Annotated in this window: 20 protein-coding genes; 8 read left to right on the top strand and 12 right to left on the bottom strand. The window is 72.4% G+C overall.

From position 1 onward, the window contains the following. Positions 1-83: 83 nt before the first annotated feature. Both HUO13_RS20095 and HUO13_RS20090 read right to left on the bottom strand, forming a co-directional pair. Positions 84-842, bottom strand: coding sequence for a maleate cis-trans isomerase family protein (locus HUO13_RS20095; RefSeq protein WP_211896670.1), 759 nt, complete (start codon positions 840-842; stop codon positions 84-86). Positions 843-855: 13 nt separating this feature from the next. After that, positions 856-1350 carry a DUF3830 family protein gene (locus tag HUO13_RS20090; protein ID WP_211896669.1) on the bottom strand — a complete coding sequence of 165 codons (495 nt, stop codon included), beginning with the start codon at positions 1348-1350 and terminating at the stop codon, positions 856-858. Between the two features lie 254 nt (positions 1351-1604). On the opposite strand from HUO13_RS20090, the gene HUO13_RS20085 reads away from it, so the two are divergent. After that, complete coding sequence (locus HUO13_RS20085; RefSeq protein ID WP_211896668.1) at positions 1605-2582, top strand: D-2-hydroxyacid dehydrogenase; 978 nt, start codon at positions 1605-1607, stop codon at positions 2580-2582. Continuing rightward, on the top strand, positions 2582-3985 hold the full coding sequence (locus tag HUO13_RS20080) for an amidase (protein WP_211896667.1): 1404 nt from the start codon (positions 2582-2584) through the stop codon (positions 3983-3985). The genes HUO13_RS20085 and HUO13_RS20080 overlap by 1 nt, the downstream gene beginning before the upstream one ends. A 33-nt stretch (positions 3986-4018) precedes the next feature. On the opposite strand, the gene HUO13_RS20075 is transcribed toward HUO13_RS20080, so the two are convergent. Continuing rightward, the gene (locus HUO13_RS20075; protein ID WP_249125149.1) at positions 4019-5098 is read right to left on the bottom strand and encodes a YeiH family protein; all 1080 of its coding nucleotides are present in this window, start codon (positions 5096-5098) and stop codon (positions 4019-4021) included. A gap of 54 nt (positions 5099-5152) precedes the next feature. On the opposite strand from HUO13_RS20075, the gene HUO13_RS20070 reads away from it, so the two are divergent. Further along, entirely contained in the window at positions 5153-6052 is a 900-nt protein-coding gene (locus HUO13_RS20070; RefSeq protein ID WP_211896666.1) for a LysR family transcriptional regulator, read from the top strand. 7 nt (positions 6053-6059) lie between these two features. On the opposite strand, the gene HUO13_RS20065 is transcribed toward HUO13_RS20070, so the two are convergent. Further along, positions 6060-7496: a gamma-aminobutyraldehyde dehydrogenase gene (locus tag HUO13_RS20065; protein ID WP_211896665.1), complete on the bottom strand. Its 1437-nt coding sequence runs from the start codon at positions 7494-7496 to the stop codon at positions 6060-6062. A gap of 103 nt (positions 7497-7599) precedes the next feature. Beyond that, complete coding sequence (locus HUO13_RS20060) at positions 7600-8877, bottom strand: MFS transporter (RefSeq protein ID WP_211896664.1); 1278 nt, start codon at positions 8875-8877, stop codon at positions 7600-7602. Between the two features lie 92 nt (positions 8878-8969). Between HUO13_RS20060 and HUO13_RS20055 the strand changes: the two genes are divergently transcribed. The 3 genes from HUO13_RS20055 (at position 8970) to HUO13_RS20045 (ending at position 10648) form a co-directional block, all read left to right on the top strand. Next, complete coding sequence (locus HUO13_RS20055; RefSeq protein ID WP_211896663.1) at positions 8970-9653, top strand: GntR family transcriptional regulator; 684 nt, start codon at positions 8970-8972, stop codon at positions 9651-9653. Between the two features lie 138 nt (positions 9654-9791). Beyond that, a complete protein-coding gene (locus tag HUO13_RS20050) occupies positions 9792-10100 on the top strand; it encodes an ArsR/SmtB family transcription factor (protein ID WP_211896662.1) in 309 nt (102 codons plus the stop codon). Next, positions 10097-10648, top strand: a complete 552-nt coding sequence (locus HUO13_RS20045; protein ID WP_211896661.1) for an SRPBCC family protein — start codon at positions 10097-10099, stop codon at positions 10646-10648. The genes HUO13_RS20050 and HUO13_RS20045 overlap by 4 nt, the downstream gene beginning before the upstream one ends. Positions 10649-10705: 57 nt before the next feature. Here HUO13_RS20045 and HUO13_RS20040 read toward each other — a convergent pair whose 3' ends face one another. The 3 genes from HUO13_RS20040 to HUO13_RS20030 all read right to left on the bottom strand — a co-directional run bounded on the left by HUO13_RS20040 (position 10706) and on the right by HUO13_RS20030 (position 13311). Continuing rightward, complete coding sequence (locus HUO13_RS20040) at positions 10706-11962, bottom strand: SPFH domain-containing protein (RefSeq protein ID WP_211896660.1); 1257 nt, start codon at positions 11960-11962, stop codon at positions 10706-10708. A gap of 39 nt (positions 11963-12001) precedes the next feature. After that, positions 12002-12433 carry an NfeD family protein gene (locus tag HUO13_RS20035; RefSeq protein WP_211896659.1) on the bottom strand — a complete coding sequence of 144 codons (432 nt, stop codon included), beginning with the start codon at positions 12431-12433 and terminating at the stop codon, positions 12002-12004. A 74-nt stretch (positions 12434-12507) separates the two neighbouring features. Then, on the bottom strand, positions 12508-13311 hold the full coding sequence (locus HUO13_RS20030; RefSeq protein ID WP_211896658.1) for a DUF3097 domain-containing protein: 804 nt from the start codon (positions 13309-13311) through the stop codon (positions 12508-12510). Positions 13312-13524: 213 nt separating this feature from the next. Between HUO13_RS20030 and HUO13_RS20025 the strand changes: the two genes are divergently transcribed. Beyond that, the gene (locus HUO13_RS20025; protein ID WP_211896657.1) at positions 13525-14301 is read left to right on the top strand and encodes a hypothetical protein; all 777 of its coding nucleotides are present in this window, start codon (positions 13525-13527) and stop codon (positions 14299-14301) included. 164 nt (positions 14302-14465) lie between these two features. Here the strand turns inward: HUO13_RS20025 and HUO13_RS20020 are convergent, their stop codons facing one another. The 3 genes from HUO13_RS20020 to fabG all read right to left on the bottom strand — a co-directional run bounded on the left by HUO13_RS20020 (position 14466) and on the right by fabG (position 17141). After that, on the bottom strand, positions 14466-15488 hold the full coding sequence (locus tag HUO13_RS20020) for a ferrochelatase (protein ID WP_211896656.1): 1023 nt from the start codon (positions 15486-15488) through the stop codon (positions 14466-14468). 117 nt (positions 15489-15605) lie between these two features. Then, positions 15606-16373, bottom strand: a complete 768-nt coding sequence (fabI, locus tag HUO13_RS20015) for an enoyl-ACP reductase FabI (RefSeq protein WP_211896655.1) — start codon at positions 16371-16373, stop codon at positions 15606-15608. Between the two features lie 63 nt (positions 16374-16436). Next, entirely contained in the window at positions 16437-17141 is a 705-nt protein-coding gene (gene fabG, locus HUO13_RS20010) for a 3-oxoacyl-ACP reductase FabG (RefSeq protein ID WP_282973874.1), read from the bottom strand. Positions 17142-17335: 194 nt separating this feature from the next. Here fabG and HUO13_RS20005 point away from each other — a divergent pair, with 194 nt between their 5' ends. Continuing rightward, positions 17336-20206, top strand: a complete 2871-nt coding sequence (locus HUO13_RS20005; protein ID WP_211896653.1) for an FAD-binding and (Fe-S)-binding domain-containing protein — start codon at positions 17336-17338, stop codon at positions 20204-20206. On the opposite strand, the gene HUO13_RS20000 is transcribed toward HUO13_RS20005, so the two are convergent. Then, on the bottom strand, positions 20181-21083 hold the full coding sequence (locus HUO13_RS20000; RefSeq protein ID WP_211896652.1) for an SMP-30/gluconolactonase/LRE family protein: 903 nt from the start codon (positions 21081-21083) through the stop codon (positions 20181-20183). The two genes, HUO13_RS20005 and HUO13_RS20000, sit on opposite strands and share 26 nt — an antisense overlap. Positions 21084-21358 lie beyond the last annotated feature (275 nt).

Below are 21358 nucleotides of genomic sequence, written 5' to 3'. Positions count from 1 at the left end.
GCCGATCATCGGTCGATTGTTGACAATGTTACCGCACGGTCCGCTGCGGACCGTTTCGTGCATGTGCATTCGTGACGCGATCGTCACGCGGCGGGCAGGTCGACGGCCTGCACCAGCCGCTGCTCCGGCGCGACCGCCTGCAGACCCATGGCCCGCAGCGCCGCCCAGATCGTGACCTGGTTGGCGGTGAGGACCGGTTTGCCCAGCTCGGCCTCCAGCGGGCCGATGATGTCGTAGGTGGGCAGGTTGGTGCAGCTGATGAACATCGCCTCGGCCTCGGGGCGGTCGGCCGAGCGCACGATGTCGATCACCTGCCGGTAGCCGACCTTCCAGATCTGCTCCTGCAGGCCGAGGCCGACGCTGGTGACCACCTCGACCCCGTGCTCGTCGAGGTAGGTGTGCAGCCGCTCGGTCACCGCCGCCACGTACGGCGTGGCGACCGCGACCCGGCCCACCCCGAGCGTCTCCAGGGCCTGCACCAGCGCGCCCGCGGTGGTGACCGCCGCGGGCGCCCCGGCCTCCTGCATGACCTCGATCAGCGCGCGCTCGCCGGTGGCGCCGTTGACGAAGCTGCCCGAGGTGCAGGCGTAGGCCACCACCTCCGGCTCGGGCACCAGCAGGTCGCGGGTGGCGCTGTGCACCGCGGCCTCGTCGCTGACCAGGTTGGCCATCTCCACCGTGACCGGAACGGGCACGAACGGCGTCCTGGTCAGGTAGAGCGAGACGCTGGCGGGTACCCAGCGCCACAGCTCGCGGTCGAGTGCGAGGTCGAACGGAACGATCAGGCCGACGCCGCGCTGCGGCTCCGGCCCCAGCACCGCCCCGAGGAAGTCAGGCGGCATCCGTCTCTCCCCGTCAACCGGCGTGGCGTTCGTAGACGAGACGCTCGCCGACGCTGCCCGAGCGCCAGATGTCGTTGCACGCCTCGGCCATCCGGTCCAGGCCCTCCACGATGGTGGCGTAGACGTTGCCGGGCACCCAGCCGACGTCGCCGTTGAGCAGCAGGTTGTTGCGCCCGTAGAAGATGGCCAGGTCGATCACGCCGGGCAGCTCGTGGATGTTCTTCTCCTCCTTGAACTCCCGGTCGAGCATGCCGCCGTGGAAGGAGAAGTACACGACGTCGCCGGGGATCGGGGTCACCGTCGGGTTCTCCTGCCCGGGTTCCCGGTCGGCGAAGTGCGGCACCATCGTGTAGATCTCGTTGCGCGCGTACTTGGCGTGGTGCACCGGCCCCGCCTGCGGCAGCGCCTGCCACACCGCCTCGCAGGTGCGCGGGGCGTCCTTGTCCAGCAGCTCGGCCACGCAGGAGACACCGCGCTTCTCCAGCGTGATCGACATGTACCTGGGCATCGTGAAGTCCGTTTCGCGTGAGGGGCTTGGAAGATGAACTGCGTTGCCACCGGCGGGTCCCGGCCCGTCACGCCACTCGAGCCAGGACGGCGCCGGTCGCGACCGGGCCGACCCGCCGGCCGGCGCACCCGCGGATTGTTGACAATCCTACGAGTGCTTCATAGCGTGTCAATGCTTCCTCCGGCGCTTGTTCTTGCATTCGTGTTACAGCGATCTCGGCACCGAACAACCCCTCATTCCCTCCAAGGCAGGTCATGACCAAGCAACCCACCGTCGTCGTCCTGCACGGCGGCACGACTCCGTCCGCGACGTCCGAGATCGAGCGGGTCGCCGAGGTCCGCTACGCCACCGGGGAGCAACTCGCCGACGCGCTGCCGGGCGCCGACGTGATGTTCGTCTGGAACTTCCGCTCCGACGCGGTGCGGGAGGCCTGGCCTGCCGCGGACTCGCTGCGCTGGATCCACGCCGCCAGCGCCGGGGTCGACCGGCTGCTGTTCCCCGAGATGCTGGACTCCGATGTCGTGCTCACCAACTCCCGCGGCGTCTTCGACCGCCCGATGGCCGAGTACGTGCTGGGCGCGGTGCTGTCGTTCGCCAAGGACCTGCACACCAGCGTCCGCTTCCAGGACCGCGAGCACTGGCAGCACCGCGAGACCGAGCGCATCGAGGACAAGAAGGTCCTGGTCGTGGGCACCGGGCCGATCGGGCGCACGATCGCCGGGCTGCTGGGCGCCGCGGGCATGGCCGTCAGCGGCGCGGGCCGGGTTGCCCGCAGCGGGGACCCCGACTTCGGCGACGTGCACGCCTCCTCCGAGCTGGCCGGGGTGCTCGGCGAGTTCGACTACGTCGTGCTCGCCGCTCCCCTGACCGAGCAGACCAACGGCCTGATCGACGCCGACGCGCTGGCCCGGTTCAAGCCGACCGCGCGCCTGATCAACGTCGGCCGCGGTGAGCTGGTCGTGCAGGACGACCTGGTGCGGGCGCTGCAGGACAAGCGGCTGGCAGGCGCCGCGCTGGACGTCTTCGAGACCGAGCCGCTGCCGGAGTCCTCCCCGCTGTGGGAGATGCCCAACGTGCTGGTCTCACCGCACATGTCCGGCGACACGGTGGGCTGGACCGACGAGCTCGTGCACCTGTTCCTGAGCAACCTGCGCGGCTACACCGAGGGCGGGCAGCTGCGCAACGTCGTGGACAAACAACGCGGCTACGTCAGCGGATCGGAGCGCAACTGATGGTCAACACCACCCGGACAGCAGCCGACCTCACCGCCACCGAGATGCTGGCCTCCTACGCCACCGGCGAGCTGTCGCCGGTGGAGGCGACCGAAGCCACCCTGCGCCGCATCGACGAGGCCGACGGCCCGGTCAACGCCTTCTGCCTGGTCGACGCCGACCGCGCGCTGGAGCAGGCGCGCGCCTCCGAGCGGCGCTGGCAGCGCGGTGAGCCGGTCGGCAGGCTCGACGGTGTTCCGGCCTCCATCAAGGACATCTTCCTCACCCGGGACTGGCCGACGCTGCGCGGCTCCCGCACCGTCGACCCCGACCAGCGCTGGAGCGTCGACGCCCCGACGGTGGCGCGGCTGCGCGAGCACAACGCGGTGTTCGTCGGCAAGACCACCACCCCGGAGCTGGCGTGGAAAGGCGTCACCGACAACACCCTCGACGGCATCACGCGCAACCCGTGGGACACCACCCGCACCCCGGGCGGCTCCAGCGGCGGCGCTGCGGCGGCGGTCGCGCTGGGCATGGCGCCGCTGGCCATCGGCACCGACGGCGGGGGCTCGGTGCGCATCCCGGCCTCCTTCTGCGGGATCTTCACGATCAAGCCCACCTACGGCCGCGTGCCGCACTTCCCCGCCAGCCCGTACGGCACGATGGCCCACGCGGGTCCGATGACCACGACGGTGGCCGAGACCGCGCTGATGATGGACGTGCTGTCCGAGCCGGACAGCCGCGACTGGTCGGCGCTGCAGCCGATGACCACCTCGTTCCTGGACGGCCTCGACGACGGGGTGCGCGGTCTGCGCATCGCGCTGAGCCCCGGGCTCGGCTTCGCCACCCTGGACCCCGAGATCGCCAAGTCGGTGTCGGCCGCGGCGAAGGTCTTCACCGACCTGGGCGCCATCGTCGAGGACGCCGATCCGGGCATCACCGACCCGGTGGAGGACTTCCACGTCCTGTGGTTCTCCGGGGCGGCCAAGTCCGTCGAGCACCTCACCGCCGAGCAGCGCGAACTGCTCGACCCGGGTCTGCACGAGATCGTCCGCCAGGGGCTGACCTACTCGGCGCAGGACTACCTGGAGGCCACCAACACCCGCATGCTGCTCGGCCAGCGCATGGGCGCCTTCCACGACACCTACGACCTGCTGCTGACCGCCACGGTGCCGATCCCGCCGTTCGAGGCGGGTGTGGAGGTGCCGTCGGGGTGGCCGCAGCCGCGCTGGACGAGCTGGACGCCGTTGACCTATCCGTTCAACATGACCCAGCAGCCCGCCGCCAGCGTCCCGTGCGGCTTCACCTCCGAGGGCCTGCCCATCGGGTTGCAGATCGTCGGGCCGCGCCACTCCGACGCGCGTGTGCTGCGGGCGGCCCGGGCCTTCGAGCAGGCCCGGCCGTGGAGCCGCCCGGCCCGCTGAGCCATCACCGCCGCGCTGACCTGGGCACCGCGTTCAGGTCAGCGCGAACATGCTCGCCAGCGCGACCGCGGTGACCAGTGCGGTCGAGCACGCGCCCAGCGCGAAGGCCCGCGGCCCGGTGCGCAGCAGCGCGCGCAACCGCACCGCGCTGCCCAGCGCGAACAGCGCGCCGGCCAGCAGCACCGTCGTCACCTGCCGGGCCACGTCGAGCACCGGCTCGGGAACCATCCCGATGCTGCGCACCGCCACCGCGGCCAGGAACCCGACGACGAACAGGGGCACCAGCGGCGGACGCGTGCCGGCGGCCTGGCCCGCCGCGCGGCGCCGCACGAGGCTGACCCCCGCCACCAGCGGTGCGAGCAGCACGACCCGGCTCAGCTTGACCACGACGGCCACCGCCACCGCCGCCGCACCCATCGGCGAGGCCGCCGCCACCACCTGGGCGACCTCGTGCACGCTGGCCCCGGCGATGCGCCCGTAGTCCGCCGGCGGCATGCCCGTCGCGGTGGCCAGCAGCGGGAGCAGCACCATCGAGGCACTGCCGAACACCGTCACCAGCGCCACCGCGGATGCCACGTCCTCGTCCTCGCGGTCGACCACGCCCTCCACCGCCGCGATCGCCGAGGCACCGCAGATCGAGAACCCGGTCGCCACCAGCAGCGACAGCCCCCGCGACACCCCCAGCCAGCGCCCCAGCACCAGCGTCCCGGCGAAGGTCAGCCCGACGACGAGCACCACCGCCACCACCGTGCCCGCGCCCAGGCCGAGCACTTGCCCCACCGCCAGTTGCAACCCCAGCAGCACGACACCCGCGCGCAGCAGCCTGCGTGTGGCCCAGGCCAGCCCGGGCCGCACCCGCGCCGGCACACCGGGCACGTTGCCCGCGACCACGCCCAGCACCACCGCCGAGGTCAACGCGCTCACCGACGGCACGAGCCCGGCCAGCGCCAGCGACAGCGCCACCCCGCCGCCGGTGAGCGCCAGCCCCGGCCACAACGAGCCCTCCACGAGCGCGTCGCGGTGTTGCAACGTCCCAGCCACGAACCCAGCCTCACCGCGATGACCGGCCGCGCGTAGCCGTCGACCGCGCAGGACGTCATAACCGCAGTGCATGCCGACGACCACTCGTGGCGGTTCCCAGTCCCCGCGGCGACCTATCCTCGGGGCATGACCCCGCCCGATCCCGAATCGCTGCGCCTGCTGGTGCTGGTCGCCGAACTCGGCAGCATCGGAGCGGCCGCGGTCGAACTGCGGGTCAGCCAGCCCTCGGCGAGCAAACGCCTCAGCAGCCTCGAACGCGGACTGGGGCTGGAACTGGTCGAACGCAGCAGGCAGGGCTGCACTCTCACCCCCGCCGGAGTCATCGTCGCCGACTGGGCCCGCCAGGTCCTGGCGCAGGTCGACGGGCTGATGAACGGCGTGCGCGCCCTGCGCGCCCAGCAGGAGCCGCGCCTGCGGGTCTCGGCGAGCATGACCGTCGCCGAGTACCTGGCCCCGGCCTGGATCAGCCGGCTGCGCCGCGCCCTGCCCGAGACCCACCTCGAGCTCGACGTCACCAACTCGCTGGCCGTGGCCGAGGCGGTCCGCCACGGCCACGCCGACCTCGGCTTCATCGAGACGCCCCTGGCACCCGAGGGCGTCTCGATCCGCCACGTCGCCCGCGACCGGATGGTCGTGGTCGTCCCGCCCGATCACCCCTGGGCCCGGCTGCGCAGGCCCCTGACCCCGGTCGAGCTCGCCGCCACGCCGCTCATCGTCCGAGAGGAGGGGTCGGGCACCCGCGAGACCCTCTACCGCGCGCTGGCCGAAGCCGGCGCCGACCCCGTCGCACCGCTGCTGGAGCTGCACTCCACCACCGCGGTGCGCAACTCCGTCGTGGCCGGCGCGGGCCCCGCGGTGCTGAGCACCCTGGCGGTGGGCACCGACCTGGCCGAGCAGCGGGTCACCGAGGTCGGCGTCACCGGGCTCGACCTGCGACGCCCCCTGCACGCCGTGTGGCGCTCGGGACTGCGGCTGACCGGCCCGGCCGCGGCGCTGCTGGCCATCGCGATGCGCACCCCGGACTGACCGGCCGTCATTCCTCCACGTAGGACATGACGTGCTTGATCCGGCTGTACTCCTCCAGCCCGTAGCGCCCGAAGTCGCGCGCCGAGGCCGAGTGCTTGAAACCGCTGTGCGGCATCTCCGCGGTGAAGGGGTGGTGGGTGTTGATCCACACCGTGCCCGTCTGCAGCTTGCGCGACAACCGCATCGCCCGCGAGTGGTCGCGGGTCCACACGCTGGCCACCAGCCCGTAGCGCACCCCGTTGGCCAGCTCGAGGGCCTCCTGCTCGGAGGCGAAGCTCTGCACCGTCAGCAGCGGCCCCAGCACCTCGTTCTGCACCAGCTCGTCGTCCTGCTCGGCCCCGGTGACCACGGTGGCCTCGAAGAAGTAGCCCCGCTCCCCCTTGCGCTGGCCACCGGCGGCGATCCGGGCGTGCTCGGGCAGCCGCTCCAGGTGCGCCTGCACCGACTCCAGCTGCCCGAGGCTGTTGAGCGGCCCGAAAGCCGCGTCCAGGTCCTGCGGCGGCCCCGGGCGCATCGCACCGGCGAGCTCGCACAACCGCTCCACGACCTCGTCGTGCACGTCGGCGCTGACCAGGACCCTGCTGGCCGCGGTGCAGCTCTGCCCGGCGTTGCCGAAGGCCGCCTCGGCGATGCCGCGCACCGCGCGGTCCAGGTCGGCGTCGTCGAACACCACCGCGGGCGCCTTGCCGCCCAGCTGCAGGTGCGCGCGCTTGAGGTCGGCGGCGGTCGACCCGGCGACCTCCATGCCCGAGCGCACGGTCCCGGTGATCGAGAACATCCCGGGCACCTCGTGGGCCACCATGGCCCGGCCGCTGTCGCGGTCTCCGCAGATCAGGTTGAACACCCCCGGTGGCAGCACCTCCGAGGCGATGTCGGCCAGCAGCGACGAGCTCAGCGGCGTGGTTTCGGCCGGTTTGAGCACCACCGTGTTGCCCGCGGCGATCGCGGGCGCGAACTTCGCCGCGGCCAGCAGCAGCGGGTGGGTCCAGGAGGTGACCTGCGCGCAGACCCCGATCGGCTCGCGCCGGGCAAAGGAGGTCCGCGACGGCTGGTACTCGGCGGCCGCACCGGTCTCCTGCACCCGGGCCGCCGCCGCGTAGAAGCGGATCAGGTCCACCGCCGTGGGCAGCTCGTCGTCGCGCACCACCGCCCGCGGTTTGCCGGTGTTGCGGCACTCGGCGGCCACCAGCTCCTCGGAGCGCTCCTCCATCGCGTCGGCGATGCGCAGCAGCAGCTGCTGGCGCCGCCGCGGCGTGGTCTGCGACCACGACTCGAACGCCGCCGCCGCGACGCCCATCACCGCATCGACGTCCATCCACCTGGTCAGCGGCGAAGTCCCGAACTCCTCGCCGGTGCTGGGGTCCACCAGCGGCAGCGAATCGCCCGCCAGGGTCCCCACCCGCTCGCCTCCGACGACGTTGTGCAGTTCCAGCGCCGTGGTCACAGAACCTCCATCGCGCCACCGGTGGGCCGGCCACCGGCCGAGCGTGTGCAACGTTGGTCCCGACCCTATCCGTCCCGCCGCGCTCGGGGAGACGGCTCGCCGGTCAGCTCGCGCGGTGCTGCCTGCGCGACGCCTGCGCGAGGGTTCCCAGCACCAGCAGCACCAGCACCGGCGCGAAAGCCCACCGGTAGGCCGCGGCGGCGGGCAGCCACGCCACCGCCTGCAACACCACGCCCACCAGCAGCTGGATCAGCACGGCCGCGGTGAACCCGCCCATGTTGACCACGCCCGAGGCCGCACCGGAGCGGTGCGTGGCGTTGGCCGCGCGCGCACCGTCGAAGGCCAGCATCGCCCCACCGCCACCGATCCCGATGACGACCAGCGCCGCCACCAGCACCGGCATCGGCAGCGTGCCCGGCCAGAGCACCAGCAGCGCCCACACCGCGACCACGGCCACCGACAGCCCCAGCGTGAAACGCTCCCGCCGCAGGTGGCGGCCGGCCATGTACTGGCCGGCGAACCAGGTTCCGGCGATGAAGCCGAACACGCACAGCATCAGCAGCGTGCCCACCTCGGACTCGCCGTGGCCCTGGGCGTCGGTGAGCCACGGCGAGCCCCACAGGGTCGTCACCGCCACGAACTGCGCCATCAGCACGAAGTGCACCCAGAACGAGTGCCTGGTACCGCGCTGGGCCACGACCACCTTCAGGGTGTGGCCGATGCCTTCGGCCTGTCCGGTCACCTCCGGTGCGTAACCGGCGGGGCGGTCCCGGATGACCAGCCACCCGGCCAGCGCCAGCACCAGCGTCAGCGCCGCCGCGCCGAGGAAGGTTCCCACCCAGCCGAAGGTGTGCAGCGAGGTGCCCAGCGGCAGCGTGGAGAACACCTGGCCGAGGCCACCCGCCAGGCCGGTCAGCGCCGCGACCCTGCCGAAGCGGTCGGCGGGGAACCACTGCGCGGCCAGCCGCAGGACGTTGGTGAACATGAACGCGTCGCCGAAGCCGATGAGCACCCGGCCCGCGATGCCGCCGAGCACCGAGCCGCTCACCGCGAACACCGCCGAGCCCACCGCCAGCGCCAGCACTCCCCCGGTGATCACCCGGCGCGGACCGAGGCGGTCGGCCAGCAGTCCGGAGGGCACCTGCAACGCCAGGTAGACCCCGAGCTGCAAGGCCGAGAACAGCGCCAGCACGGCCGGCCCCGTGTGGAAGCGGTCGAGCGCCTCCGGGGCGACCACGCCCAGACTCGCGCGGTGGAACAGCGCGGCGAAGTAGCACACCGCGGCCACGCCCCACACCAGCCACGCCGAGCGCAGCGGCCGTTGCCGCCGCTGAAGCCGCTGATCTCCGACCGGCTCCACCGCCGGCGCCGACACCTGCACACGAACCTCCAGAACAACGCTCGTATGCACCTTAGATACAAGACTGGCCCCAGTACGATGTGCGCGTGTCGAGCGCAACACCACACGAGCCCGTGTCTCCTGCCACAACGGCCGCCCCCGAGGCGCCGGCGGCCGATCGGGCCTACCGCCACGTCAAGACCGGCCTGCTGGACGGCTCCTTCCCCGACGGCCACCTGCTGTCGGAGGGCGAGATCGCCGGCGCGCTGCGGATGTCGCGCACCCCGGTCCGCGAAGCCTTCCTGCGCCTGCAGACCGAAGGCTTCCTCAAGCTCTACCCCAAGCGTGGTGCCCTGGTGGTCCCGGTGACGCCGACCGAGGCCCGCGCGCTGGTCGAGGCCCGGCTGGCGCTGGAGAGCTTCGCCATCGACAAGCTCGCCGCGCTGGGCACCGAGACGATGACCGAGGTCGGCGAGGAGCTCATCAAGCACCCCGCCTGCGATGCCGGCGGCCTCACCGACGCCGAACTGCACGAGGTCGACCGCGCCTTCCACGCCCGGCTGGTCGCCGCCTCCGGCAACCCCGTCGTCGACGACCTCTACAACGCGCTGCGCGACCGGCAGATGCGCATCACCGCCACCGCCCGCACCCACACCCGGCGCGCCCGCATCACCCACCAGCACGCACTGCTTGCCGAGGCCGTCCGCGACGGCAACGCCGAACTGGCCAAGTCCCGCCTGCGCGCGCACCTGCTCGACACGGTACGGGCGCTGGACGTCTCGGGCGGCCCCCTCTTGGAGCAGGCCGGCGAGAGCTGAGGCTCCGTGCTGTTTGTCTCGGTGTCTGCTCTACGGGCGTTGATTTCATTCAGCACTGAAGATTTTTCATATATTGATCGGATCGCGGACCACGCTAGATTCCTTGACAGGCATATAACCTTCGGGGAATATATCGGGGTGGATGCCTTCGCCGTGCTCGCCGAGCCGTCCCGACGCCGGATCCTCGACGAGCTGCGGCACCGCGAACGCACCGTCGGCGAGCTCGTGGCGGCGCTGGCGGCCAGCCAGCCCGCCGTCTCCAAGCACCTGAAGGTGCTGCGGGAGGCCGGGTTCATCTCGTGCCGGACCGACGCCCAACGCCGGGTCTACCGGATCGAGCCGGCGGCGCTGCAGGCCGTCGACGCGTGGCTGGCCCCCTACCGGCGACTGTGGACGCGGCATCTCGACGCCTTGGAAGACCACCTCGACACCGTGGAGGAACCATGAGCCCGCAGCCGTTCGAACCGAGCCCGCCCTCCGATGTGGACTGCGCCGCCGAGTCCGGGGGCTGGACCCTGGTCATGGTGCGCGAGTTGCGGCACTCACCGCACAAGGTGTGGGCCGCGCTGACCGATCCGGAGCAGCTGGCCGCGTGGGCGCCCTACACCGCTGACCGCGACCTCGGCAGCACCGGCGCGGCGACGCTGACGATGATCGACGGTGAGACCCCGCAGGACCTGCCGTCGACGGTGCGGCGGGCCGAGCCGCCGTGGCTGCTGGAGTACGCGTGGGGCACCGACCTGCTGCGCTGGGAACTGGCCGAGACCGCGACCGGCACCCGGCTGACGTTGCGCCATACCGTCGAGGACCGCGACTGGGTGCCCAAGGTCGCCGCGGGCTGGCACCTGTGCCTGGACGTGGCCGAGCACGTGTTGGCGGGCGAGCCGGTGGAGCCGATCCGGGGCGCGGATGCGATGAACCACGGCTGGGGCAGGCTCAACGACGCCTACGCCGAGAAGCTGGGCATTCCCAACACCGGTGCGCCGGAGCTGTGACAACGCGCGAGGCCCCGGCGCAGCCGTGCTGCCCCGGGGCCTCGCGGTGGTGGGATTTCAGCCGTTCTGCTCGGGTTCCTGCCGCTGCTGCTCGGGCCGCACGGCCGGCGGCTGACCGGAGGCGGGCGGCTGCGCCAGCGCGCCGGGCTCGCCCAGCGCCCCGACGTTGCCGGTGAGCGCTCCCGGCGTGCTCCCGCCGATGCTGGCGGGGCCGGGCACCTCCTTGCGCGCCACGGCCTCGGCGGCCCGCACTGCCTCGGCGACCTCGGGGTTGGTGGAGACGTCGAACCAGGACTGGACCGACTCCTCCTCGTCCTCCGGGCGGGCCGAAGGCGGCTCCTCCTGCGGCGGCTCGTAGCGGAACACGCCGTCCTCGCCGGGAGCGCCGAGCATCCGGGCGAAGCCTTCCAGGGACTTGCCGAAGTCGCTGGGAACGACCCAGACCTTGTTGGCGTCGCCCTGCGCCATCTGCGGCAGCGTCTGCAGGTACTGGTAGGCCAGCAGCTCCGGGGTGGGCTTGCCGCGCTTGACCGCGGCGAAGACCTTCTCGATCGCCTTGGCCTGGCCCTGCGCCTGCAGGTAGCGGCTGGCCCGCTCGCCCTGGGCGCGCAGGATGCTGGACTGGCGGTCGGCCTCGGCACCCAGGATCGCGGCCTGCTTGGAGCCCTCGGCGGCCAGGATCTGGGACTGCTTCTGGCCTTCGGCGGTCTTGATCGCCGCCTCCCGCTGGCCCTCGGCGTTGAGGATCATGGCGCGCTTCTCCCGGTCGGCGCGCATCTGCTTCTCCATGGAGTCCTGGATGGAGGGCGGCGGGTCGATGGCCTTGAGCTCCACCCGCGCGACGCGGATGCCCCAGCGCCCGGTCTCCTGGTCCAGCACCCCGCGCAGCTGGGTGTTGATCTGGTCGCGGGAGGTCAGCGTCTCCTCCAGGCTCATGCCGCCGACCACGTTGCGCAGCGTGGTGGTGGTGAGCTGCTCGACACCGACGATGTAGTTGGAGATCTCGTACACCGCCGAGCGGGAGTCGGTGACCTGGAAGTACACCACGGTGTCGATGGAGACGGTGAGGTTGTCCTGGGTGATGACCGGCTGCGGCGGGAACGACACGACCTGCTCGCGCAGGTCGATGCGGGCCCGCACCCGGTCCAGGAACGGCATCAGGAAGTTCAGCCCCGGCGAGGCGACGGTGCGGAACCGTCCCAGCCGCTCGATCACCGCCGCCTGCGCCTGCGGCACCACCAGCACGGACTTCACCGCGATCACGATCACCAGCAGTGCCACGACCGCCAGCACGATCAGTCCGGTCGGGTCCACATCAGCCTCCTAGGTTCCTGGCGGCGGGGCGGAGCCTCGTCACGGTTCCGCCCACACGACGGCGGTGGCGCCGGAGATCTCCATGACCGTCACCGTCTGGCCGCTGTGCATCACTTGCGTCTCGTCGAAGGCCCTCGCCGACCACAGCTCGCCGCCGATGCGCACCCGTCCACCGTGGGCATCCACAGTGGACTCGACGACGGCCTTGCGCCCGACAAGGGCGTCCACATTGGTCTTGAGCTCGCGCTCGACGCGCATCCGGCGTTTGAGCGCGGGGCGGGCCAGGAAGATCAGTCCCAGCGACAGCGCGGCGAACACCGCGGCGTCCAGTCCCAGCGGGACCCCCAGCGCGGACGCGCCCGCCGCCGCCAGCGCACCGGCACCGAGCATGACCAGCACGAAGTCTCCGGAGAGGACCTCGGCGGCGATCAGCACGACCCCGGCGATCAGCCACAGCAGGGCGGGAACCATGCCTCCATGGTGGCAGAACGGCCACCCCCGGTGGGGTGGATTCGCCGATGTGATCGACGTGTGACCAAGCCGCTTCAGTCCTGGTCGACGGTGACGAAGTCGATCAGCTGCTCGACCGCCGAGAGCAGCGGCGCCTCGATGTCGCGGAAGGTCGAGACCTTCGCCAGCACCCGCCGCCAGCCGTCGGCGGGTTCGCCCCAGCCCAGTTCGGCGCACACGCCCTGCTTCCAGTCCTGCCCGCGCGGCACACCCGGCCAGGCCGGGATGCCCAGCGCGGCGGGTTTGACCGCCTCCCAGATGTCGACGTAGGGGTGGCCGGTGACCATCACGTGGGGGTCGGTGATGCGCTCGACGAGCCGGGACTCCTTGCTGCCGGGGACCAGGTGGTCGACCAGCACGCCGACCTTGCGGCCGGGGCCCGGTGCGAACTCGGCGAGCATCCCGGCCAGGTCGTCCACGCCGTGCAGGGGTTCGACCACCACGCCCTCCACACGCAGGTCGTGGCCCCAGACCCGCTCGACGAGCTCGGCGTCGTGCACGCCCTCGACCCAGATGCGGCTGCCGCGGGCCTGGCGGGCGCGCAGCCCGTCGACGCGCAGCGAGCCGGAGGCGGAGCGGGCCGGCCGGGCGGGCTCGAGGGCGGCGGGCGCGACGAGCGTGGCGGGCTTGCCCTCGAACAGGAACGCCGCGGGGCGCATCGGGAACAACCGCTGCCTGCCGTGGCGGTCCTCCAGGACGACGTTGCCCTTCTCCAGCCGGATGACCGCGCCGCAGAAGCCGCTGGCCGGATCCTCGACGACCAGGCCGGGCTCGGCGGGCACCTCGGGAACCGCGCGGCGCCGCGGGCCGCCGGCGAGCACGTCCTTGCCGTAATGCATGTGTCTCTTCCTGCCTGCGCTGAGGTCGGGACCGCCGACGCTCCCGGCGAACCCGGTCCAACCTACCGGCCCGCGGGCACGCGACCGCAAGATCGGCGCCCGGTGGCGCACGGGCGGGTCGCGCTGGATCTGGATCACATCCACCGCACCCCCGCCCGCGCGGGCGCGCCCGAATCCGTACCCTTGTCAGCCGTGCCTTGCCCAAGCGCAACGATGGTCGTATGGACATCCGCGTGGCTGCATGGTGCGGCCGCCTCGGACGACGTGCTCGATGCCCTGCAACCCTGGGGCGAGTCGCACGAGGTGCGCGCCGCCGACCAGGACCTCGCGACCCGGCTGGACCTGCCCGGCCCCGATGAGCCCGCCGCGGGCCCCGCCCTGCTGCTGGCCGCGCTGCGCAGATCCGGCGCGTCCGGCGGCGAGCTGGTGCTGCCGGTGCCGGGCGACGTCCGCGGCCTCGGCGGCGCCAACCCCTTCGCGCGCCTGGCTCTGCGCACCGGGGAGGCCGCGGTGCTGCGCGAGGCGGGCCTGGGCCTGGTCCCCCAGAAGGTGGCCGAGGGCGTCGTGCGCTGGACGGTCTTCGAGCTCTCCGACGAGCTCGCGCCCGCCGAGCACCTGGCGATCGGGGAAGCCGAGCACGGCATGTCCTCGGCGATGCGCGAGGCCGCCAGCACCCTGGTCGACCTCGACATCGCCAAGCACCGCCCCGGGGTGCGCGAGGAGATCGCCAAGACCGTCTCCTCGCGCCCGCAGCCGCCGTGGCCGCAGGACGTCCCGCAGCGTCCACTGCGGATCCTGCAGCGCGCCTCGGAGGTCGAGGCGATCCTGTGGGTGGCCACCGACGACGCGCCCGGCGGGGCGCTGTCGGCGTCGGCGACCCGAGCCCGCACCGAGGCGCTGCGGCCGCTGTTCGACTCGGTGCGCGCCGCGCGCCAGGCTTCGGTGGCCGAGATGGTGCGTGTGCTGGCCGACCGCGCCGGCAAGCACTGAGGCACCGCCGGAAGAACTCCCCCGTCAACGACAGGAGGCGCCGCCCAGTTCGGGCGGCGCCTCCTTTGCCAGGTGGACGTTCATGCGGTCGGCGATCCCGGAGCCGGCAGGCTTTCGAGGTTCCGCCGCCCGCACCGCCACGCAAGTCACTCCCGGAACATTCCCTAGCAGCAGCCGGGCGCGCAGGTCTCGCCGTTGGTGCTGCAGCCGGCGGCGGCCAGCAGCGACAGCTTGCGCGGCGGCTGACCGCTGAGGTGCTCGGCGGCCAGCTCGACGATCATCTTCGCGAAGCGGGGGTCGGTGCCCGCGGTGTCGGCCCGCGCGAAGCCCATGCCCAGCTCGGCGGCCTTGTCCTTGGCCTCGTTGTCCAGGTCCCAGATGACCTCGAGGTGGTCGGAGACGAACCCGATCGGGCTGACCACGACCGCCGGGGTGCCCTGGCCGTGCAGCGCCTCGATGTGGTCGACGATGTCGGGCTCCAGCCACGGCACCTGCGGCGGGCCGGAGCGGGACTGCCACACCACGTCGTAGTCGGTGACGCCGGCCGCCTCGGCCACCAGCTTGGAGGCCTCGGCAACCTGGCGGGAGTACCACTGCGGCCTGCCGTCGGCGCCGGGCTGCTCGTCGGCCTTGAGCGGAACGGAGTGCGCGGTGAACACCAGCCGCGCCCGCTCGGCCTGGCCGGGCTCCAGCGCGGCCAGCGCGCGGCGCACGGCGTCGGCGTTGGCCGCCACGAACTCGGGGTGGTCGAAGAACTGCCGCAGCTTCACCAGCTCCGGAGCCCGCTCGCCGACCGACTCCCGGGCCCGCACGATGTCCTCGTGGTACTGCTTGCAGCCGGAGTAGCCGCCCCACGCCGAGGTGGCGAACACCAGTGCGCGGCCGACCCCGTCCTCGGCCATCCTCGCCACGGTGTCCTCGACCATGGGGTGCCAGTTGCGGTTGCCGAAGTACACCGGCAGCTCGATGCCGGCGTCGGCCAGCTCGGTCTCCAGCGCCTTGATCATGTCCCGGTTGAGCCGGTTGATCGGTGACACGCCGCCGAAGTGCAGGTAGTGCTCGGCGACCTCGTCGAGTCTCTCGGGCGGCACTCCCCTGCCCCTGGTGACGTTTTCCAGGAACGGCCGGACGTCCTCCGGGCCTTCCGGTCCTCCGAACGACAGGAACAGCAACGCGTCAAAGCTCACCGGTCCATCATGGCCCCGCAGCGCGGTGGCCGCGCAGCCGGGGTGCGCCAGTGCCCGGCCGCGGAAAAGCCCCCGCACCCGTGGGGATGCGGGGGCTTCGCGCGCAGGTCCGCGGGCTCACTCGCCCAGGGCGTGCACCCCGCCGTCGACCATGATCATCGAACCGGTGGTCTTGGGCAGCCAGTCCGACAGCACCGCGCACACCGAGCGCGCCACCGGCGTCGGGTCGTTGACGTCCCAGCCCAGCGGCGCCCGGGTGCCCCAGCTCTCCTCCAGGTCGCTGAAGCCCGGGATCGACTTGGCCGCCATCGTGCGCACCGGGCCGGCCGAGACCAGGTTGACCCGGATGCCCCTGGGGCCCAGCTCGCGGGAGAGGTAGCGGTTGGTCGACTCCAGCGCCGCCTTGGCCACGCCCATCCAGTTGTAGGCAGGCCAGGCCACCCGGGCGTCGAAGTCCATGCCCACGACCGAAGAGCCCTCGCCCAGCAGCGGCAGCGCCGCGGTCGTCAGCGACTTCAGCGAGTACGCCGAGACCTCCAGGGCCACCGAGACGTCCTGCCACGGCGCGTCCAGGAACGGCGCGCCCAGGCAGCTGGCGGGGGCGAAGCCGATGGAGTGCAGCACGCCGTCCAGTCCGTCGGCGTGCTCGCGCACCTTGTCGGCCAGCCCGTCCAGGTGCTCCTGGTTGGTGACGTCGAGCTCGATCACCGGCGCCGGCTCGGGCAGCCGCTTGGCGATACGCTCGACCAGCCCCAGCCTGCCGAACCCGGTCAGCACGACCTGGGCGCCCTGCTCCTGGGCGACCTTGGCGGCGTGGAAGGCGATCGAGGCGTCGGTGATCACACCGGTGATCAGCAGCCGCTTGCCTTCGAGCAATCCGGACACGTACATCCTCCGCTTGCGTTGGAAATCTCGAGAAGAAAGGTGTGAGAGAAGTGACCGGGGTGGTCAGTGCCCCATGCCCAGGCCGCCGTCGACCGGGATCACCGCACCGGTGACGTAGGCCGCCGCGTCGGAGGCCAGCCACTGGACGGTGCCCGCGACCTCGTCGGTGGAGGCGAACCGGCCCAGCGGGATCTGGCCGAGGATCTCCTTCTTGCGGTCCTCTTCCAGCACGTCGGTCATGTCGGTGGTGACGAAACCGGGCGCGACGACGTTGGCGGTGATGCTGCGCGAGCCCAGCTCGCGGGCGATGGAGCGCGCCAGGCCCACCAGGCCCGCCTTGCTCGCCGCGTAGTTGGCCTGGCCCGCGCCGCCGGAGAGCCCCACCACCGAGGAGATGAACACGATCCGGCCCCGGCGCAGCCGCAGCATGCTGCTCGCCGCCCGCTTGGCGACCCGGTAGGACCCGGCCAGGTTCGCCTCGATGACGCGGCCGAACTGCTCGTCGTCCATCCGCAGCAGCAGCCCGTCGTCGGTGATGCCCGCGTTGGCCACCAGCACCTCCACGCGGCCGTGCGCGGCCTCCACCTCGTCGAAGGCGGCCGTGACCTGCTCGGTGTCGGTGACGTCGCAGCGCACCCCCAGCAGCCCCTCCGGGGCACCCGATCCGCGGTGGGTGACCGCGACGTTGTCCCCGGCGGCCTGGAACGCCCTCGCGATGGCCAACCCGATGCCGCGGTTCCCGCCGGTCACCAGTACGGACCGTGCCACTGTCGATCTACCTCCACATGCGAGCCTGCGCGAATCCATGATTCGCTCTCAACCAGCCGCGACACTATCGGCTGAGCACCGGGCCGCTCTCATCGCACCCATACAGAAATCCGGCCCCCGTGTCGTGGTTCACCTACAGTGCCGATCACCGGCACACTGCGCGGTGCCGTACCCACCACGCCTCGGGAGCGCAGATGCAGACCACCACGCAGGACTTCGCCGCCGACCTGCGCGCGGCGCTGCGGGGCCCGGCCCGGTTCGACCCGGGCACCCGGGCCCTGTACTCCACCGACGCCTCCAACTACCGGCAGGTCCCGGTGGCGGTGGCCTACCCGCGCGACGAGGACGACGTCGCCGCCGCGGTGGCGGTGGCCCGCGCGCACCTGGTGCCGGTCACCGGCCGCGGCGCGGGCACCAGCATCGCGGGCAACGCCGTGGGCCCTGGCCTGGTGCTGGACTTCTCCAAGCACATGAACCGGATCCTCGAGCTCGACCCCGAGCGCCGCCTGGCGCGAGTGCAGCCCGGCGTAGTGCTGGACTCGCTGCGGGCGCAGGCGGCCCCGCACGGGCTGACCTTCGGCCCCGACCCCTCCACCCACAGCCGCTGCACGCTCGGCGGGATGATCGGCAACAACTCCTGCGGCACCCACTCGGTGGCCTGGGGCAAGACCGTCGACAACGTCCGCTCGCTGGACGTGCTCCTCTCCGACGGCACCCGCCTGCAGACCGGCCCCACCTCCGACGACGAGCTCACCGCGCTGTGCGCGCGGGGCGACCGCACCGGACGGCTCTACCAGGACCTGCGCGCCCTGCGCGACGACCTCGGCGAGCTGGTCCGCGGCTCCTTCCCCGACCTGCGGCGCCGGGTGTCGGGCTACAACCTCGACCAGCTCCTGCCCGAGAACGGCTTCGACCTCGCCCGCGCCCTGGTCGGCACCGAGGGCAGCTGCGCGACCGTGCTCGGCGCCACCGTCCCGCTGGTCGAGACACCGGGCGCCCGCGCCATGGCCGTCCTGGGCTTCCCCGACAGCTACGCCGCCGCCGACCAGGTCACCGACCTGCGCGGACTGGACGCGCTGGCCATCGAGGGCCTGAGCTCCGAGCTGGTCGAGGTCGTCGGCCAGCGCAACCCCTCCTCCCCCGCCCTTCGGCTACTGCCCGGCGGGCGCAGCTGGCTGCTGGTGGAGGTCGGCGGCGCCGACCGCGCCGAGGCCGAAGCCGCCGCGCAGCGCATCGCGCGCGCCATGGGCGAACGCGCCGAGACCGTCGTGCACGTCGAACCCGCCAGGATGGCCGCGCTGTGGAAGATCCGCGAGGAGGGCTCGGGCTACTCCACGCGGCTGGCCGACGGCACCGAACGCTGGTCGGGCTGGGAGGACGCCGCCGTGCCGCCCGAGCACCTGGGCACCTACCTGCGGGAGTTCGACGCGCTTCTGGAGCGCTTCGGCCGCCGCGGCGTCACCTACGGCCACTACGGCGACGGCTGCATCCACGTGCGCATCGACTTCGACCTGATGAGCACCTCCGGCGCGGCCGACTACCGGGCGTTCCTGGAAGCCGCGGCCGACCTCGTGGTCTCCCACGGCGGGTCGGTCTCCGGCGAGCACGGCGACGGCCAGGCCCGCTCGGAGCTGCTGTCACGGATGTACCCGCCGGAGATCATCCGCGGCTTCGAGCGCTTCAAAGCCGCGTTCGACCCCGACGACCTGTTCAACCCCGGCCAGATCGTGCGCCCTCGCCCGCTGGACTCCGACCTGCGCGTGCTGGTCGCGCCCCCGCGCATCCCGACCCGCACCACGCTCGCGCTGCACGCCGACGACGGCGACCTCGCACCGGCCTCCCGCCGCTGCGTGGGCATGGGCAAGTGCCTGAACACCACAGGTGGGGTGATGTGCCCGAGCTACCGCGCCACCCGCGAGGAGAAGCACTCCACCCGCGGCCGCGCCCACCTGCTGTTCGAGATGCTGGCCGGACGCCTCATCACCAGCGGCTGGCGCTCACCCGAGGTCCGCGAGGCCCTGGACCTGTGCCTGTCGTGCAAGGGCTGCAAGACCGACTGCCCGGTCGGGGTGGACATGGCCACCTACAAGGCCGAGTTCCTGCACCACCACTACCGGTACCGCCCCCGCCCCGCCTCGCACTACTCGATGGGCTTCCTCCCGCTGTGGCTGGCACTGGGCCAGCACACGCCCCGGCTGGCCAACCGGGTGCTCACCAGCAAGGCCGCGGGCCCGCTCAAGCGGGTCGGCGGCATCGCCCCCGAACGCGCCGTCCCGCCGCTGGCCGCGCAGACGCTGCGCGCCTGGTGGTTCGAGCGCGGCCGCCGCCTGGAACAACCGTCGGTGGTGCTGTTCCCCGACACCTTCACCAACCACTTCGACCCGCACGTCGGCCAGGACGCGGTGACCGCGATGGAGGCACTGGGCCACACCGTGGACCTGCCCCGGCGCCAGGTCTGCTGCGGCCTGACCTGGGCCTCCACCGGCCAGCTCGGCATCGCCCGGCGCATGGTCCGCCGCAGCGCCCGCGCCCTGCGCTCCCAGGTCCAGGCGGGACTGCCGGTGGTCGGCCTGGAACCCAGCTGCACGGCGTTCCTGCGCAACGACGCGCTCGAACTGGCCCCGCACGACCCCGACGTCACCGCGCTGGCCGAAGCGACCAGGACCTTCGCCGAATGGGTCGAGCCGACCCGCTCCCAGTGGACCCGCGAGGCCGGCAGCGCCCCGGAGTCACTGGTGCAGGTGCACTGCCACCAGTACAGCGAGCTCGGCTTCGACGCCGACCGCGCCGCCCTGGAGGCCACCGGCACCCGCGCCCGCGTGCTGGACTCCGGCTGCTGCGGCCTGGCGGGCAACTTCGGCTTCGAACGCGGCCACTACGAGGTGTCGATGGCCTGCGCCGAACACGCCCTGCTGCCCGCGGTGCGCGCCGCCGAACCCGGCACCGACATCGTCGCCGACGGCTTCAGCTGCCGTACCCAGCTGCGCCAGGCCACCGGCACCGAACCGGTGCACCTGGCCACACTGGTCGCCCGCGCGCTCACCGCGGATACGCCACCCCGTTGAAGTTGACCCGCAACGCATACACCGACGAGCTCGCCGTGATGAACAGGTGGTTGCGCTTGGGCCCGCCGAAGACCAGGTTCGACACCACCTCCGGCAACAGCAGCTTGCCCAGCGGCGTGCCGTCGGCGTCGAAGCAGTGCACGCCGTCGTGGGCCGCCGCCCACACCCGGCCCAGCGCGTCCAGCCGCAACCCGTCGAAGCTGCCCGCGTCGCAGGTGGCGAACACCTCGCCACCCGACAACGCGCCGTCGTCGGCGACGTCGAACAGCCGGATGTGCTTGCGCCGGGTGTCGGCGACGTAGAGGCATTGCTCGTCGGCAGAGAACGCCAGACCGTTGGGGCGGTCGAAGTCCTGCGCGACGGCACGCACCTCGCCGGTGGCCGGATCGACGCGGTAGACGTGGCAGGCACCGATCTCGCTCTCGGCGCGATGCCCCTCGTAGTGGCTGTCGATGCCGTAGCTGGGATCGGTGAACCACACCGACCCGTCCGCCCGCTCGACCACGTCGTTGGGACTGTTCAACCGCCTGCCGTTCCACCGCTCGGCCAGCACCGTCACCGAGCCGTCGTGCTCGGTGCGCGCGACCCGCCGGTGCCCCTGCTCGCAGCTGACCAGCCGGCCCCGCCGGTCGACGGTGTGGCCGTTGGTGTACCCGGCGGGCGCCCGGAACACCCCGACCGCGCCGGTGGTCTCGTCCCAGCGCAGCAACCGGTCGTTGGGGATGTCGCTGAACAGCAGGTAGCGGCCCGCCGCGAAGTACACCGGGCCCTCCGTCCAGCGGCAACCGGTGCACAGCCGCTCGACCAGCCCGTCCCCGCCAACCCCGGAAAAACGCTCGTCCAAGACCTCGAACCGCGCCTCGATGTACTCCGACAACGCACACGCCCCCGTTCCACCCGGCCACCGCTTCCGCGCCGATTCTTCCCGCACGCGACCCGCCGAACCAGGCGGTGACGGGTTCCGGTCACATCCGGCCGCGCAACCACCCGGCGAACGCCTCCAGCGCCGACCTGGGATCGCTGCACCCCGTGCGCGCCAGAAATCGGGCAAACGCGGTCACGACCGGTTCCTCCGGTCCGCCAGCCCCGACAACAACGCGTACACAGTGGACCGGCGCTGGATCACCTGTACAAGCTGGACGATCAGTCCAG

It is taken from the genome of Saccharopolyspora erythraea, from assembly GCF_018141105.1.
GTDB lineage: Bacteria > Actinomycetota > Actinomycetes > Mycobacteriales > Pseudonocardiaceae > Saccharopolyspora_D > Saccharopolyspora_D erythraea_A.
Note: the sequence above shows the minus strand (reverse complement) of the source record. Positions and strands in the feature narration are given on the sequence as shown.

Bases quoted from the DNA above. Each gene is read 5' to 3' on its own strand.
- HUO13_RS20045 (WP_211896661.1), top strand. From the start codon at position 10,097: ATGAGCCCGCAGCCGTTCGAACCGAGCCCGCCCTCCGATGTGGACTGC.
- HUO13_RS20030 (WP_211896658.1), bottom strand. From the start codon at position 13,311: ATGCATTACGGCAAGGACGTGCTCGCCGGCGGCCCGCGGCGCCGCGCG.
- HUO13_RS20095 (WP_211896670.1), bottom strand. From the start codon at position 842: ATGCCGCCTGACTTCCTCGGGGCGGTGCTGGGGCCGGAGCCGCAGCGC.
- HUO13_RS20080 (WP_211896667.1), top strand. From the start codon at position 2,582: ATGGTCAACACCACCCGGACAGCAGCCGACCTCACCGCCACCGAGATG.
- HUO13_RS20085 (WP_211896668.1), top strand. From the start codon at position 1,605: ATGACCAAGCAACCCACCGTCGTCGTCCTGCACGGCGGCACGACTCCG.
- HUO13_RS20070 (WP_211896666.1), top strand. From the start codon at position 5,153: ATGACCCCGCCCGATCCCGAATCGCTGCGCCTGCTGGTGCTGGTCGCC.
- HUO13_RS20005 (WP_211896653.1), top strand. From the start codon at position 17,336: ATGCAGACCACCACGCAGGACTTCGCCGCCGACCTGCGCGCGGCGCTG.
- HUO13_RS20090 (WP_211896669.1), bottom strand. From the start codon at position 1,350: ATGCCCAGGTACATGTCGATCACGCTGGAGAAGCGCGGTGTCTCCTGC.
- HUO13_RS20025 (WP_211896657.1), top strand. From the start codon at position 13,525: ATGGTCGTATGGACATCCGCGTGGCTGCATGGTGCGGCCGCCTCGGAC.
- HUO13_RS20075 (WP_249125149.1), bottom strand. From the start codon at position 5,098: ATGCACTGCGGTTATGACGTCCTGCGCGGTCGACGGCTACGCGCGGCC.
- HUO13_RS20035 (WP_211896659.1), bottom strand. From the start codon at position 12,433: ATGGTTCCCGCCCTGCTGTGGCTGATCGCCGGGGTCGTGCTGATCGCC.